We start from the raw sequence: 15,262 nt of genomic DNA on the forward strand, positions 1-15,262 counted from the left end.
ATCGTCAGGCGCGACTCTCATCATGGCGCGGGGCATGCCCCAGATAGACGCCGGATAGATTTAAGCAAGCCAACCACTTCGCCCGCTAATCAGTATTGCAAAAACGGGGGTGACCATAGATTTATGGGGCGGTTACGTTTGGTCATGATCGGGATGCGAGTTTTAAATATGAGTTATGACTCGTATTCTGGATTGGCTTTCCCCACTCTTCAACTACCAGGAATCATTATCATGGCAACGACATCACTGAGTGTTTTCATGTTGGTCAAGACCACCCAGGAATGGCTGGCCGCTCAGACAAAGATCAAATCGCGTGAACGAAAGCGCAAGGACGAAGATGGTATCGAGGACGATGAACCGTTTTGATCTGCACCGTAAACACCCTGCCGCATGCCTACATGCGGTGGGGCCCGATGCGTCTTCAACCAGGACACTACTGCTACTTGGGGTAGAGATAGACTTTTTCGACTTTTGCGGCGGGACGCATCATGAGGTGCTGGCTCCGGAAAGAAATCGGGAGCACAGCATCGGGGATCAGGTGGCCGCTTTGAATGTGGGGTTTATGGAGCGTTTACCAAGAGTTTTGTCCCCGGAACCTCACAAACCTTCAGAATTTTCCTGCTGTCACGCCCAACCATTGCTGGTATGGTTTTGCCTGCCCAGTCTTAGGTCTGGAGTCTCCAGGAATGAAATCCTTGAGTATGAGCACCGGGAATCTACCGGCGGCTGGATCTCGAACTTTTGTTTCAAACGTTACACTTACTATATTACTGCAGGGAGCAGAGCCATGAGTAAAAAAGCAGTTATCGTTTTTAGTGGTGGACAAGATTCAACAACCTGTTTAATCCATGCATTGCCTCTCTATGATGAAATACACTGTATTACGTTTGATTATGGTCAGCGCCATCGCGCAGAAATTGAAGTCGCACAACACCTTTCAAAAAAGCTTGGCGTGATAGTGCACAAAGTACTAGACACATCCTTGCTAAATGAGCTGGCCATCAGCAGCCTGACACGCGACAATATCCCAGTTCCAGCCATGAATAGCTCCGGAGAAAGTTTGCCAAGCACTTTCGTGCCAGGAAGAAATATTTTATTTTTAACCTTGGCTTCTATTTATGCATATCAAGTGCAAGCTAAAGCAGTAATCACAGGCGTTTGTGAAACAGATTTCTCTGGCTATCCTGATTGTCGAGATGCGTTTGTTAAGGCATTGAACAAAGCCATTGAATTAGGCATGGAATACAAATTGCTTCTTGAAACGCCGCTTATGTGGTTGAATAAGGCGGAAACTTGGGCTTTAGCTGATTACCATAATAAATTAGACTTGATTCGTCACCACACACTGTCCTGCTACAATGGCATAAAGGGAAGTGGGTGCGCTAACTGCGATGCGTGCAATCTACGCTCAAAAGGATTAAATGATTACCTAGGGAATAAAGCAGAGATTATGCACAGTTTAAAAGCCAAACTAAAGTTAAAATAAAAACCCAATAGGATACATTCAGCAAACGCTCACTTAAACATGCCAGGCACAACCCTAATTATTGGCGTTCTTAGACACGCTCGCAAATGGGTTCATCACTACAGCCACATACTAAGTGAGCGTTGAACCCATCGGCTTTGTGCAAAGAAGCCATCAGTGCACTTTTTTATTAGAGCAGCATACTGTTTAAAAAAAATCCATAGCCCTATTTATTTAACATGACTTGCAGTTATATATTTTTTAAACAATGACCTTGCGCCGTATGCAGGCAAGATATTAAAAAAAGCAAAACACACCTTTATAGCTATCTGAACATAAATCATATTAAGTATATCGCTATTCTGCATACTCCCATAAAATGCAATGTAGCAGAAAAGGAAGCTGTCTATTATCACCGCAAAAAAAGTACTTAAAAACACGCGCAAAAATAGAAATCTAGAATTTGTCAGCTCTTTTATTTTGCACAACAAATACGAGTTTATATTTTCAGAAAAAAGAAAAGAAACTGAGGATGCTACCAGCACAGAAGACACATGAGTAATAACCTCATTATAAGGCATATCAAGCTTCCAGCCAGGCAGCCCCGGGAGATAGGTAGAAGCATTCAGCAAAACAATAATAATAGCATTACTTGCAAAAGCAAATAGTATGGCTTTCCTCGCAAGCCTAAGACCGTAAGTCTCATTCAGCAAGTCAACTATTAAAAACGTCAGAGGGTAAAGAAAAGTGCCCGGAGTAACAATGATATCAAGGCGCTCCAAATAAATAGGCTTTGTCGCAGCAATACTGGTAAAGATGTAAAATGTAAACAGCAGTAGATTTAGAATAATATAAATCATCCATGAGTTTTCATGGCGATCATTCATTTCGTACGCGGTTAATGCACCCCCTTGAGAATAAAATTTCTTGTACAAGTTTTTGATCTCCATTTTATTTAAATTGTCCATTATTTCACTGCTTAATACTTCGCTTAATTTTACCCTGATAACTTTGCCTGTAGCGATGATCATAATCACAGCAAGACTTTTGCTGTTCTCAAACCCTAACAACTTGTATTTGCTGTTTTCAATTTCGCCATCACGCGTCATTAAACCGCTCCTCTATTATATCTCCCACAACACAGATACGATCCGAACTAAAACATGCTTCGTTTGTTATGAACAGTTTTTTAGTTGTTCTGTCATACACCAGCTTTTCTTTATCACCACTCGACGAGCCTTTCTTTATTATCAATAGGTCTCCTGGCTCATTCATGCCACTAATTTCGCTCTCCAAAAGCACGCCTATTAAGTTATAGGATTTGCCGAAATAATAAGTCAAAGGGTAAATGGTGGCTAGCTCACCAATTCTTTTATCCAAGCTTTGAATAACCAAGCTCTCTTTAATTATAGGGACTGCAGCCGGATTCATATTCCCTTGCAGAGAGATACTACTCTCTATTATCTCCTTCTCTTCAAAATCAATAGTCTCTATTTCCTCATAAGACACTCCAAAGAAATCAGAAATTTTGCGAATCGTGGAATGCTGTACATTTACCACCCTTCCTTCCAAAATATTATATATAGTAGTTCTGGTCAGCCCGCTGGAATTGCACAAAGACAACTGCGTCTCTCCGCGACTTTTTATCAAGTATCTAATGTTGCTTTTCAAGCACTCTATTTTTTCTCTTCTATGCATAAAATGCCCACCACTTCTTTATAGCTGTAACAAATTGTACTTCTATGGATATCATGCCATGAATGGTCATTCAACTGCTCGACGAAGATGACTAGGCCAGCGAGATCATTGCGGCAAAACTTTTCGCGATTTTTTCGTCACCCGTACCAACTCTGTAGGCCTCCTTTGGCCAGCCTACATCCGTCCGTTTAATGTTTCGCTGCCGCTACTTGAGGCTATCAAATCGCTGGGGCCGTCCGATTCGGGTTTGCGCTTCATGGCTCGCAGCGGGATGAAGTGTTGCATGCGTTAGCTATAACAATAAAGGCCCAGATGCTCGGCGTCGTAGTCCTTGTCAGCGAATGGCCACCGGCAACGCTTGGAAGGCCGCCCTTACCGACCAGCGATTTTGACCTGTTCAAGCAAGGGGGGCGCATTCGAGATATCGCGGGCCTGGCCGCCTGACAATTGGAGGTAAAGGAGTATCCCGTTGGTATCGCAGAGTGTGTGAACCTTAGTCGTCAGGGCCCTGCAGCTTCGACCTAATGCATGATCTGATGATTCTTCAAGCCCCTTTTTTCCCGAAGCCTGAAGCTCTTCCTGCTGTGGAGTCGATCATCCAGATATCAAGACGGCTCAGCCTGGGTGGCTAGTGTCGCCTCTTTTTTAAGAATTTACTGCTCACGAAATCCCACGACCAGAAAAAAAGAATCATTTAATTTGATAAATGTTTAATTTTTTGATTAATTAAGTGGAGTTTCTTGCTAAAAAACCTATGCTGCTTTGAGCAATCCTCTTCTCACATCATCACACGAGGAGAGGTGAACTCTAATGGGGTGCTGGCTGTATATACAGCTATTTGTTTTTGAGAGAGCAGGTGCCAAAAAACACCGTCCTCACGGGTATGGCTTGATGGATCATGGACGAAAGGGAAGCTTTAGGGATGAAAATTTTGTTCTTTATGATAAATAAAGCAATGTATTTCAATGGCTTACGTAAAAAATTGCAAAAAACGAGATTGAGCTGCTTTTCCACCTCACCTCGAACTATGGGAAAGGCCTCATTGGCCCTCCTGCCGAGAACTCCAAAAGCAGTTCTTCTTCGGTTACCTCTTCTTTCGATTCGTCCCAAACAAACTCCACACGACAACGATTACGACGAATCCAGGCATTCAGGGCTTTTTCCTCTGTGGTGGTCAGCCCTCCACTGTCCAGGACGAATTGATCGACGCGCTGAGGTACACGTTACTGCTGCTAACCGGCCGCTCAGGTCAGTCGCAAGTTGAGCTGAGAATCGCGTCGATTGCGCACCTCGTACAGCCTACGGTCAGGTCCGGCGCTGCCCTATTACCGCGACCTATTTCGCGCAAATAGGGACATGCGTGTCTTCGGAGTGGACTTCGGGGCGCTCGAAGTAGAGGACGTAGTCGTTTTTTCTGCGCTGGTTAACACCCTCGCCACAGCGATTGAAAAGATGGATGCAGATCAACTCATTGTCTACGGACATTACGCTGGGGCAGCAGCGGGGACCTGCATTGCTTCGGCGATAGCCTCCACGATCAGTTCCCTCTCATTGGTGCTCGCCGTATCGCGACCAATAGAAACCCCGGACACGGCAATACGCCAAGCCGAAAGCACCTCTGATTCGGCATGGGCTCAATATCTGCGGCCTGTGGGGAGGTTCACGGAAGTGATCGAACCGACGGCTGGCACTACTACATACGCACACACGAACGCGAAATCCAGGAAACCGTGCTGTCGTTCGCAGCACGCAACAGACAAGGAAGGGACACCGAATAATGGCAGTCAATACTGAACAGCTTAAGAACCAAGCAGACCTACTGCGACGAGGCTTAGCGGATCTGCGAGCAGAAGACGCCGAGCTGGCGAGGATCTTGGACGCTGAAGTCACGCGTCAACACCGAACGCTGTCATTGGTTTCTTCTTCCTGCGCGGTCAAGCCTCGAACCTTGGCGGCATCAGCTTCGGCGCTGGTCAACGTCACAGCAGAGGGCACGCCAGGCAGGCGCTATCACGCAGGCTGCGAGAACGTTGATTTGGTCGAATCTCTGGCAATCCGAAGAGCTCGGGAACTGTTCGGCGCCCAATACGCAGGCGTGCAATCACACTCGGCATCGAGTGCCAATTACCAAGTGCTCTCTGCCCTACTTGAGCCTGGGGATACTCTACTCGGAATGGCCCTCGATCACGGAGGACATCTTACACACGGCAGCCCCGTCACATTCACGGGCGCCTACTACAAGGCGATCAGATACGGCACGACATCAGAGGGCCTCATCGATTACGACAAGGTGCGCAAACTGGCTCTCGCTCATCGCCCGCGCATCATCATCTGCGGTGCAACTGCCTACTCGCGGGTCGTAGATTTCGAGCGGTTCCGCAAGATTGCCGATGAAGCCGGGGCCATCCTGCTCGCTGACATTTCGCACATCGCCGGACTTGTTGCCACTGGGCGACATCCGAGCCCGATCAACGCTGCCCACGTCACTACGACTTGCACGCACAAGCAACTCATGGGGCCTCGCGGAGGCCTGATCCTTTCAGGCCGAGACGCCAACAAAAAGGTTCCCGGCCTGAAATCAACCTTCAGTCGTATCCTCGATCAAGCCGTGTTTCCCCGAATGCAGGGCGCGCCAGCCGTCAACATGATCGCTGCAAAGGCTGCCGCGCTGGGCTACGCAATGTCCCCAGAGTTCGACGCCTACATGGAACGGATTCGGAACACGGCTGATGAGATGGCCAGTGCGTTTCAGGCACATGAATACGAGGTCGTGGGAGGTCGCAGTGAAAACCACACGATTCTGATCCGGTTGCGTGGAGCCATCACCGGTTCTATCGCGGAGTCGGCGCTAGAGCGCTGCGGGATCATCGTGAACAAAAATCGCGTGCCGGGCGAGACCCGATCGTCATCCGTTACCAGTGGGTTGCGTATCGGCACCGGCTCCATGGCGCAACGTCACATTGACCCCCTGGGATGCCGCCAAGTCGTCGATTTGGTTTGCCGGATCCTGGACAAGGTGACGCCGCTCAACGAGCAAAAATACACGCTGGAACCCGCGCTACAGGAGCAATTCCGTTTACAGGCCGAAGCGTTGTGCACGATGTATCCCATAGCCGACTACATGGAGCACTGAGGGGCTCCTATCGACCACCACCCGCGCAAGCACCATGGCGGCTCGATGGGGGGGCTGACGATAAGACAATCCATCGTCGCCAAAGCACTCACGGTTACACGCTGCAACAGGCAGCACCGCGTTCGTGGCGGGCCGGGCAGAAACACTCAGTTCGGGTGATTTTCTTCGGCTATATCGGTAGCTCGCAGATCACCTGCCTGCAGCTGATGGCCAAGAAAATCGCGGTGGCGCAACACATCGGGAGACGTGCCGGAGTCAGGCTTGACTCGTTGAATCAGGACAGTGATTGGTGGAAATAGCGCTTGCCAGACAACTGATCGCAGCATGGCTTCAAGGCCCATCCGGATGGCCTTTTGCTGCCTGAGCGCCTGCATCGGATACGCTTCTGCAGATGCTGGCCAAGCCGCGATCTTTTGACTCTGGATCAGAAGTGGTATTTCACCAGCAAGCTCGTGGCGCTCTGATTGGTTGTGAAGTCTTTCGTGTCTTCGATGGCGTACTTGTTCTTCCAGTAGTCGTACTCGACACCGACGTACAGCTGCTTCTCGCCAATGTTCAGGGCTTTACCCAAGTCGTATTTGATCTGTGGGTTGAAGTGCAGGTTGGCGTGGTAGGTGCCTTTGCTGTTCTTGTCGTTGTCGACCACCCAGTCCATGAAACCATCGATCAGGATGTTCGAATCGCCCACGGGAATGGTGTAGGACCAAACCGGGGTGATCTGCCAGACGTTGTCACCCGGGCGACTGCCCTCGGTGTGACGCTGGTAGAAGTTCAACTGGAAGTAGTCGAACCCGGGAATCGCCAGGTCGAAACCAGGACCGATCAGGTAGGACTCGGTATCGCCCTCACCGAATTCGTACGTCATGGCCAGCAGCACGTCCTTGACCGGGCCGAACTCCAGTTTCTGATCGAAGATCTTGCCAAACGACAAGCGCGGGCTGATTTCGCCGTAATAGGTGTTCGAGCCGACGCCCGGGTCGTCCTTGCCGTTGTAAAAAATCTTGTCGACGAACACGAAGTTATCGCCGTATTTCCAGGCATCGGCGTGCTCGAAGGTGACGGTTTGCTGAATGCGCGGGTTGACCTGGAAGTCTTTGCCATAGAGGTAGGTCAGGCTGTTGTTCTGCCATTGCAGCAAGTCGCCGGCCATTGCCTGGCCCCCGGCCAATAAGGATCCCGTGAGCATCAGGCTGGTGCACGTACGTTTCATTCGGTTGCTCTCAAAGTAAGTGGTTCCACATTTTTTTGAATCAGCGCTCTGGTGTGGCGCCTTTTTTTGTTTTAAAAGTCATCCTGTCGGTCAGCTTTATTGCTTTTGGTAAGCGCTGGGCCAAGGTTTTTTGAAAGCCAAAAGACTCCCGTTCGGCTGTTTGTTGGCGCCGACGCCAGATTGACCTTTGGTGCCGGAATCCGTTGACCCAGCCTACTACGCACAAAACGAGTGTCAGCGCGGCTTTCGATGGTTCAGCTTGGGTCAGGAAGAGTCGTATCCGTCCGGCCAAGTCATCTACCCAGCCCCGCAAGGCCAGGACATGGTGTGCACTTAAATTTAAGTGGGCACCAGTTCTAGCCTTTTAAGCGGGTATTTCATGCAACCACAACGCCGTTCCTACTCCAAGTCCTTCAAGGCCCAGGTCATTCAAGAGTGTGCCCAGCCCGGAGCTTCGATTGCCAGCATCGCGCTCAGCCATAGCGTCAACGCAAACCTTGTGCACAAATGGATTCGGATACAAGCGCAGAAAAGCACGGCGCTGCAACCTGCATTCATTCCGTTACCCATGCAGCTGGCCGTAGCAAATTCGCACGCAGCATCATCGAATATCTGCGTTGAAATCCAGCACCCGCGCGGCACCGTCAAAGTGAACTGGCCAACCGAAAGTGCTGCTGCCTGCGCGACCTTTCTTCGAGACCTGCTGCGATGATCCGCATCGACTCCATCTGGCTTGCCACCGAGCCGATGGACATGCGAGCTGGCACCGAGACTGCTTTGGCCAGAGTGATCGCGGTGTTCGGTGCGGCGAAGCCGCACTGCGCTTATCTGTTCGCCAACCGCCGCGCCACCCGTATGAAAGTTCTGGTGCATGACGGCTTCGGCATCTGGCTGGCTGCTCGCCGGTTGAACCAGGGTAAGTTCCACTGGCCAAGTATTCGCCATGGCTCTGAAATAGAGTTGGATACCGAGCAACTCCAGGCCCTGGTGTTGGGCCTGCCATGGCAGCGAGCGGGCTCCGGCGGTGCGATCACACTGCTTTAACGGCGGCCATTAGCCTATCGATCTATCGCCGCCAATTGCCTGGTCTGGCAAAGTCGGCACCATGATTTCTACTCCTGCTCTTGACCATCTGACTCCTGAACAACTGCGCGCATCGGCAGCGCAGTTGATGCGGCGTGTCGAGACGCTCGACCAACAGGTCGATACGCTGGGCAAGACAGTTGAGACCATGGGCAAGAAGATCAACCGCGACCAAACGGTTATCGAGAAACTGACCCATGAGATCGCGCAACTCAAGCGCTTGAAGTTTGCCAAGCGCAGCGAGCAGTTGAATCCGCAGCAGGCCAGCTTGCTCGATGACTTGATCGATACCGATATCGCGGCAATTGAAGCTGAGCTTCAAGCGTTGCAAACGGTGCCAGCGGCGACCGAGAAACAGCAGAAGCCCAAGCGTACTGCCTTGCCGGCAGAGTTCCCGCGCACATTGATCCATCACGAACCAGACAACACTCACTGCCCATGCGGCTGTGCACTCAAGCGCATCGGTGAGGACGTCAGCGAGAAGCTAGACTACATGCCCGGCGTATTTACCGTCGAGCGCCATGTCCGTGGCAAGTGGGTATGCGATGACTGCGAAACGCTGATCCAGGCACCCGTTCCGGCACAGGTCATCGACAAAGGTATCCCGACCGCCGGGCTGTTGGCCCACGTCATGATCGCGAAGTTTGCCGACCATCTGCCTCTTTACCGTCAGGAATCGATTTTCGGTAGAGCGGGCCTGGCGATTCCACGCTCAACTTTGGCTCAATGGGTTGGTGTGACGGGTGTGCAGTTACAGCCTCTAGTCGATGCGTTGCGCGATGTTGTGCTCGGGCAGCAGCTCATTCATGCCGATGAAACGCCGGTGCAGATGCTCGCTCCGGGTTCGAAGAAAACCCACCGCTCTTATGTCTGGGCTTACGCCACCAGCCAATTCTGCGAAACAGCGGCTGTCGTTTATGACTTCAGCCCCAGCCGCGCCGGTGAGCATGCTCGCAACTTCCTGCAAGACTGGAGGGGCAAGCTGGTGTGTGATGATTTTGGCGGTTACAAGGCCAGCTTCGAACTCGGCGTGACCGAGATCGGCTGCATGGCCCATGCGCGGCGCAAGTTCTTCGAACTGCACGCCACCAACAAGAGCATGCTCGCCGAGCAGGCCCTGCGCTATATCCAGTTGCTTTACGAAATAGAAAGTGACGTCCGCGACCTGGAGCCGGATTTACGCCGCCGAATACGGCAAGAAAAAGCCGCCCCGGTGATGGATATGCTGCATGCCTGGATGACCGTCCAGCGTGATCTCGTGCCCGAAGGTTCGGCTATCAGCAGAGCACTGGATTACAGCCTGAAACGCTGGGCAGCGCTGTCACGCTACCTAGATGACGGGGCCGTACCCATTGACAATAATTGGTGCGAGAACCAGATCCGACCATGGGCGTTAGGTCGCAAGAACTGGCTCTTCGCAGGGTCGCTACGCAGCGGCAAACGAGCAGCGGCGATCATGAGTTTGATCCAGTCGGCACGGCTCAACGGACATGATCCGTATGCTTATTTGAAGGACGTGCTGACCCGCCTGCCGACGCAGCGAGCGAGTGAGATTGATAAGCTACTACCTCATCAATGGATGCTCGTTTAACCAGGAAGACGCTCTATGCTAAATCGAGGTAATAGGTGTAGTAACCAGTATCTCGAACGTAGCCCTGAGCTTCATAAAGTCGCTGAGCGCCCATATTGTCCCTGCCGGTCTCCAATAAAATTCCTTTAGCTCCTGTTGAGATCACGAATTCTTTGGCCGCATCTAATAAAGCTGTGCCGACTCCTCGGCCTCTTGCTGCATCGGTCGCATAGAGATCGTTGAGAAGCCAGGTTCGTCGCGCGGAGACTGAGGAAAACATAGGGTACAACTGCACAAACCCTAGCGCCTCGCCAAATTCGTCTTGAGCATAAAAAATCGTCGACTCATTGTGGCTTAGGCGTTCGGCAAGAAAGTCACGTGACTCTGGAAGGTTGGAGGGTTGTCCGTAGAACCCTCTATACGCATCGAAAAGGGGGGCGATCTTTTCAACACAGCTGCTCTCAGCCCGTCTAATTTTTACGGCCATGAAATTCACATCCCTGCTTGATCATCTTGGTCGCTGAATAATACCTGCCTCACCTGCCAGATTGGTGGATAGTCATGACCTTCTTGCCATCCTCTGAGGGTCTGAAAATTGGAAGGCGTGTTGGCCGGACGCTTACGAAGAGTCGGCCGCTTGGGTCAGTTCTCAATCAGCGCCAACAGCCCCTGGCCAACAAATTCTCTTTGCACTCGTTTCTCTGCCATAAAGGGTTATCTTTGTGGCGTCTTGGCGCCAACCGCCAACCGCTGATCGTAAGCTGATTTCATCCTCTGCCAGGTAGGAGCGTCGGCAGGGATAAGATGTTCGATGCGCAATGACGCAACCGTAATATCGAGCGGCATCCCGAAAGTTGTAAATGTGGATAGAAATCGAAGCTCCCCATTTTCTGTGCGCACTCGAGTAAGTACTAAGGGTGATGGTGGTGCGTCCACGGGCATTTCTGTCGGCTTGGGCACGTATTGTAGGAGGCGAGCTAAATCGGGATTGCTGGTGGCTTCCCTTGCGGCGCGTTGCCAAGCGATAGCCCGTATCTCTTCCACATTCACTAAGGAATCACCCAAGCCACCGGGACGCAGCAAAGTGTCCAGCAGGTTGAGACCTGACTCGCCATCGGCTGAAACACCGGCCATTTCGAATAGCAATCCCGCGCTGGCATTGGCAGCGGTAATGTTCCAGTTGCTGCTGATGACAATGGCTGGCGCAGGGTTGTTGGCTTGCAGGATGTGATTAATCGCGTCGTGTACCACCTCCATCGCTGGAGCGTCGAGCGAAGAGGCGACGTACCGGGGCGCATAGCCTGCCGCAACGAATACTGCGTTGCAGAGGTCAAGAGGTACGTCGAGTGCTCTTAAAAGGTAACCGTCCGGCCAGCACCCTCTCCTGACAGCCGTCCAAATTGGCCAAGATAGTGGACACCATTTTTTAGTGGACACTATCTTGGATACAGTTGCCCCAGCCCGTCGAACCGGTCGCCGCCCCAATTTCCCGCTCGAATTTAAACGCCAAGTCGTCGAAGCCACCTTCCAGCCTGGTGCCTCCGTGTCGTTGATCGCTCGCGAACATGACGTCAATGCCAACCTGGTATTTCGCTGGCGGCAGCAATACCAAGAAGGGCTATTCGGCCCGGTTAGCCAGAGTGCAACGCTTTTGCCAGTCCAGGTGATCGAGGCGCCAATGGATCTGCCGCAAGTCGTCCAGCCACGGGCAGAGTGTCATTCCGAGATCGCAGTTGAGGTAGGAAAAGCCGAGCTGCGTATCACCGGCACGCCAGATCCGCAGACGCTGCAACTCGTCTTGCAGCAGTTATTGCGATGATTACCCCTCCCGCTGGAACCCGTATCTGGATCGCCGCCGGCGTCACCGACATGCGCCGTGGCTTCGACGGTTTAGCGGCACTGGTACAGACACAGCTGGAAGCCGATCCCTTCTCCGGTCAGATCTTCGCCTTTCGCGGACGACGCGGTGACCGGATCAAATTGTTGTGGTGGGATGGCGACGGCTTGTGTCTGTTTTGCAAACGGCTGGAACAAGGACGCTTCGTCTGGCCACAAGCAACCAGCGGCAGCGTGTCGCTGACGACCGCGCAGTTGTCGATGCTGTTGGAGGGCATTGATTGGCGCAGGCCAATTCGTACAGCACCCGTCCTCGCGGTCTGACTTGCCGCGCTGAAAAAATTCCCAGTAATATTCGGTCATGACTCTCGTGACCGACTCCCTGCCGAATGATCTTCAAGCCTTGAAGGCTCTGGTCGCCGCCCAGCGCGCAGAGATCGAGCGCTTGAAGATGATGATCGCCAAACTGCGTCGCACGCAGTTCGGTCGCAGCTCCGAGCAACTGGATGCCATGATCGACCAGCTCCAGTTGAGTCTTGAGGAGCTGGAAGTCAGCCAGACAGAACTGACACCGCCAACCGAACCGCCACCTCGCACCGTCTCTCGGCGCAAGCCGTTACCTGAACACCTGCCTCGCGAAATCCACGTGCATCAGCCCGAGTCGCAATGCACTGGCTGCGGTGGGGCGCTTCGTCATTTGGGTGAGGATGTGTCCGAAGTGCTGGAGTACGTTCCGGCACGCTTCAAAGTCATTCGCCATGTCCGTCCGAAGTGGGTCTGCGGCTGCTGCGAGCACATCGCCCAAGTGCCGGCACCGAGTCGCCCAATAGCCCGAGGCCTTGCAGGCCCAGGGTTGCTGGCCCATGTACTGGTCTCGAAGTTTGTCGATCATTTGCCGTTGTATCGGCAGTCCGAGATCTACGCCCGTGAGGGCGTGGATCTGGAGCGCTCAACCCTGGCCGACTGGGTCGGCCAGAGCAGTCAGTTGCTGCGGCCATTGATCAACGCTCTTGAGCACCATGTCATGAGCGGCCATAAAGTCCACGCCGACGACACGCCGATTGGCGTGCTCGCGCCGGGCAACGGCAAAACCAAAACGGCTCGTCTGTGGACTTACGTGCGGGACGACCGTCCTGCGGGTGACGCGACACCGGCGGCGGTATGGTTTGCCTACTCGCCGGATCGCAAGGGCCAGCATCCCCGTGCTCATCTCAAGCGCTTCAGCGGGATCTTGCAGGCTGACGGCTACGCCGGTTTTGCTCAGTTGTATGCCACGGGCACTATTGAGGAAGCCGCGTGCTGGGCCCACGCCCGCCGCAAGTTTTACGATGTCTACAAAGACCAGGCTTCGCCACTTGCCGGCGAGGCGCTACAACGGATTGCGGCCCTGTATGCCATCGAAAGCGAGATTCGAGGGCAACCGCCCAACCTGCGAAAAACGGTTCGGCAAAGCCGAGCCAGTCCGCTGCTGGAACAACTCTACGCGTGGCTTAACCAGACGCTGACTCAATTGTCGAAAAAATCGACATTGGGCGGTGCAATCCTCTATGCCCTCAATCGGTGGCCGGCGCTGACGCGTTACTGCGATGACGGCCGGATCGAAATCGACAACAATGCCGCCGAGCGCGCGTTGCGCGCCGTCGCCTTGGGTCGCAAAAATTACCTGTTTGTCGGTTCCGATGCCGGCGGAGAACGAGCGGCTGCGATTTACAGCCTGGTGGGTTCGGCCAAACTCAACGACCTGAACCCGCAAGCCTATTTGACCCACGTGCTGGAGCGCATCGCCGAGCACCCGATCAATCGGGTCGACGAACTGCTGCCCTGGAACGTTTCTTTGAACCACACTGAACACTGCGAGGCCGCCTGATCCATGGTTAAAACTGTCCGTTTACCCAAACCCGCCTCCGACCTGTTGCTGCTGCACATCGAGCTGAAGTGGATCACTCCGAAGATTTGGCGTCGGTTCGCAGTGCCTGAAAACATCACCTTGGGCAAGCTGCACCATGTCATCCAGGTCGTGATGGGCTGGAGTGATAGCCATCTGCATGAGTTTGAAATTGCCGGTGAGAATTACGGCATGCCCGACCCTGATGGCTGGGGGCCGACGGTAAACCCGGAAGCCCGTAAAACGCTGATCAAGGCGCTGAACGGAAAGCGGACATTCAATTATATTTACGACTTTGGTGACAGTTGGCATCACAGTATCAAGGTCGAAAAAGCGCTACCCGCTATTGCCTGTCCTCAGGTGCCGTACTGCATCGACGGCGCCAATGCTTGCCCACCGGAAGACGTGGGTGGCGGGCCTGGTTACGAGGAGTTTCTGGAGGCGATGGGCAACCCCGATCATCCAGAGCATGACGCCATGGTTGAATGGCATGGCGATGTTTTTGATCCAGCGACATTTGAGTGCGAGCGCGTGAACCAGTGGTTTAAACGGATTAAAGTTTGAGTTGCAAGGCGGTGTAGCTCGGACGCTTACGTCATTCCAAAGTCACGGAGTCTCATTTTATTATTTTCACATCTCGAAAATCCGTGATTGGCTCCCTCGATGAAGGACGCGGTACCAACCTGGCTTCTAGAGCTGCGAAGAGGGTAGCAAAAGCCAAAGTGTATACGAGGGTGACTATATTCTGCGGGATGGCGCACAGCCCCCTTGCAAAACGGGACCTGCAGGCCAGACTTACGTTTTAACGTGTGATTAACGTCTGAGTTGTCGCTGATGTTGCGGGTGATTGCTTAGGGGTGGTGTGCATATCCATTGCTGCGGTAACGGCCACTTACGGTTCCGCTCTTACCGCGGGTCACTTTTGGATGAGCGCCAAAAGTAACCAAAAACGCTTTGCCCCACCACTCGGTGCCTCGCCTAGGCTCGGCATGCCTGAACGAAGGCATCGCTCCGTGGGCCGCCGCGAAGGGCCATCCATGGCCCAGCGCGGCTAACCCGGCATCCATGCCGGGTTGCCCACTGCGCAATACCTTCGTTCAGCCAGCGTGGTTTAACGGGGCGCCCCAGATCAAAATCAAAATCAAAATCAAAATCGAGGCGGCCTGACAGCCGACCTGGCTTTTTTGCGAACGCGTTTTTCCTGCTCGCGAAGGCGGTTTCACAGCCAATGAAAATATTGGATGTGCCGGCCTCTTCGCGAGCAAGCTCGCTTGTATGGTAGGACTTGAAGGGAGGAGGAGGGACAAAGCTCGATTCTGACTGTTAGCCGCAGTACAGACCGTGGGAGATTTCACCCCTCCTCCTTTCACCCAAGCGCCGAT

At 52.9% G+C, this 15,262-nt stretch carries 12 protein-coding genes and 6 pseudogenes; 12 read left to right on the plus strand and 6 right to left on the minus strand.

Features of this window, described 5'->3' with window-relative positions; all coding sequences use genetic code 11:
- Positions 1-366 (plus strand): annotated as a pseudogene (locus tag AACY31_RS27455) (hypothetical protein); the annotation flags it as partial.
- A 421-nt stretch (positions 367-787) separates the two neighbouring features.
- The gene (gene queC, locus AACY31_RS27460; protein ID WP_339505467.1) at positions 788-1,486 is read left to right on the plus strand and encodes a 7-cyano-7-deazaguanine synthase QueC; all 699 of its coding nucleotides are present in this window, start codon (positions 788-790) and stop codon (positions 1,484-1,486) included.
- A gap of 209 nt (positions 1,487-1,695) precedes the next feature.
- On the opposite strand, the gene AACY31_RS27465 is transcribed toward queC, so the two are convergent.
- The 3 genes and pseudogenes from AACY31_RS27465 to AACY31_RS27475 all read right to left on the minus strand — a co-directional run.
- Complete coding sequence (locus tag AACY31_RS27465; RefSeq protein ID WP_339505449.1) at positions 1,696-2,574, minus strand: queuosine precursor transporter; 879 nt, start codon at positions 2,572-2,574, stop codon at positions 1,696-1,698.
- Complete coding sequence (locus AACY31_RS27470) at positions 2,564-3,163, minus strand: helix-turn-helix transcriptional regulator (RefSeq protein ID WP_339505451.1); 600 nt, start codon at positions 3,161-3,163, stop codon at positions 2,564-2,566. Before AACY31_RS27470 ends, AACY31_RS27465 begins: the two co-directional genes overlap by 11 nt.
- A gap of 91 nt (positions 3,164-3,254) precedes the next feature.
- Positions 3,255-3,773: pseudogene (locus AACY31_RS27475) on the minus strand (IS5/IS1182 family transposase); the annotation flags it as partial.
- A 460-nt stretch (positions 3,774-4,233) separates the two neighbouring features.
- On the opposite strand from AACY31_RS27475, the pseudogene AACY31_RS29145 reads away from it, so the two are divergent.
- From AACY31_RS29145 to AACY31_RS27485, 3 genes and pseudogenes are all read left to right on the plus strand, one after another.
- Positions 4,234-4,515, plus strand: a pseudogene (locus AACY31_RS29145) (transcription termination/antitermination NusG family protein); the annotation flags it as partial.
- A gap of 425 nt (positions 4,516-4,940) precedes the next feature.
- On the plus strand, positions 4,941-6,296 hold the full coding sequence (gene glyA / locus AACY31_RS27480; RefSeq protein WP_339505453.1) for a serine hydroxymethyltransferase: 1,356 nt from the start codon (positions 4,941-4,943) through the stop codon (positions 6,294-6,296).
- 95 nt (positions 6,297-6,391) lie between these two features.
- Positions 6,392-6,660 (plus strand): annotated as a pseudogene (locus AACY31_RS27485) (hypothetical protein); the annotation flags it as partial.
- A 60-nt stretch (positions 6,661-6,720) separates the two neighbouring features.
- Here AACY31_RS27485 and AACY31_RS27490 read toward each other — a convergent pair.
- A complete protein-coding gene (locus AACY31_RS27490) occupies positions 6,721-7,506 on the minus strand; it encodes an outer membrane protein OmpK (RefSeq protein ID WP_339505455.1) in 786 nt (261 codons plus the stop codon).
- A 379-nt stretch (positions 7,507-7,885) separates the two neighbouring features.
- Here AACY31_RS27490 and tnpA point away from each other — a divergent pair, with 379 nt between their 5' ends.
- The 3 genes from tnpA (at position 7,886) to tnpC (AACY31_RS27505) (ending at position 10,180) form a co-directional block, all read left to right on the plus strand.
- Positions 7,886-8,218, plus strand: a complete 333-nt coding sequence (gene tnpA / locus AACY31_RS27495) for an IS66-like element accessory protein TnpA (RefSeq protein ID WP_339505456.1) — start codon at positions 7,886-7,888, stop codon at positions 8,216-8,218.
- Positions 8,215-8,550, plus strand: a complete 336-nt coding sequence (tnpB, locus tag AACY31_RS27500) for an IS66 family insertion sequence element accessory protein TnpB (protein ID WP_191892900.1) — start codon at positions 8,215-8,217, stop codon at positions 8,548-8,550. Before tnpA ends, tnpB (AACY31_RS27500) begins: the two co-directional genes overlap by 4 nt.
- Before the next feature lie 61 nt (positions 8,551-8,611).
- Entirely contained in the window at positions 8,612-10,180 is a 1,569-nt protein-coding gene (tnpC, locus tag AACY31_RS27505) for an IS66 family transposase (RefSeq protein ID WP_339505461.1), read from the plus strand.
- A gap of 13 nt (positions 10,181-10,193) precedes the next feature.
- Here tnpC (AACY31_RS27505) and AACY31_RS27510 read toward each other — a convergent pair whose 3' ends face one another.
- Together AACY31_RS27510 and AACY31_RS27515 are read right to left on the minus strand one after the other, a co-directional pair.
- Positions 10,194-10,646, minus strand: a complete 453-nt coding sequence (locus tag AACY31_RS27510; protein ID WP_339505462.1) for a GNAT family N-acetyltransferase — start codon at positions 10,644-10,646, stop codon at positions 10,194-10,196.
- 227 nt (positions 10,647-10,873) lie between these two features.
- Positions 10,874-11,518, minus strand: a pseudogene (locus AACY31_RS27515) (MmyB family transcriptional regulator); the annotation flags it as partial.
- Positions 11,519-11,681: 163 nt separating this feature from the next.
- Here AACY31_RS27515 and AACY31_RS29150 point away from each other — a divergent pair.
- The 4 genes and pseudogenes from AACY31_RS29150 to AACY31_RS27535 form a co-directional block, all read left to right on the plus strand.
- Positions 11,682-11,978, plus strand: a pseudogene (locus tag AACY31_RS29150) (transposase); the annotation flags it as partial.
- The gene (gene tnpB, locus AACY31_RS27525; protein ID WP_339505464.1) at positions 11,975-12,319 is read left to right on the plus strand and encodes an IS66 family insertion sequence element accessory protein TnpB; all 345 of its coding nucleotides are present in this window, start codon (positions 11,975-11,977) and stop codon (positions 12,317-12,319) included. The pseudogene AACY31_RS29150 and the gene tnpB (AACY31_RS27525), both read left to right, overlap by 4 nt.
- Before the next feature lie 37 nt (positions 12,320-12,356).
- Complete coding sequence (gene tnpC, locus AACY31_RS27530; RefSeq protein WP_339505465.1) at positions 12,357-13,862, plus strand: IS66 family transposase; 1,506 nt, start codon at positions 12,357-12,359, stop codon at positions 13,860-13,862.
- A 3-nt stretch (positions 13,863-13,865) separates the two neighbouring features.
- Positions 13,866-14,444 (plus strand): plasmid pRiA4b ORF-3 family protein, encoded by a 579-nt coding sequence (locus AACY31_RS27535; RefSeq protein WP_339483496.1) that lies wholly within the window; start codon positions 13,866-13,868, stop codon positions 14,442-14,444.
- The last annotated feature ends 818 nt before the right edge of the window (positions 14,445-15,262 follow it).

This window comes from Pseudomonas sp. RL_105y_Pfl2_101 (genome assembly GCF_963970585.1).
Taxonomy (GTDB): domain Bacteria; phylum Pseudomonadota; class Gammaproteobacteria; order Pseudomonadales; family Pseudomonadaceae; genus Aquipseudomonas.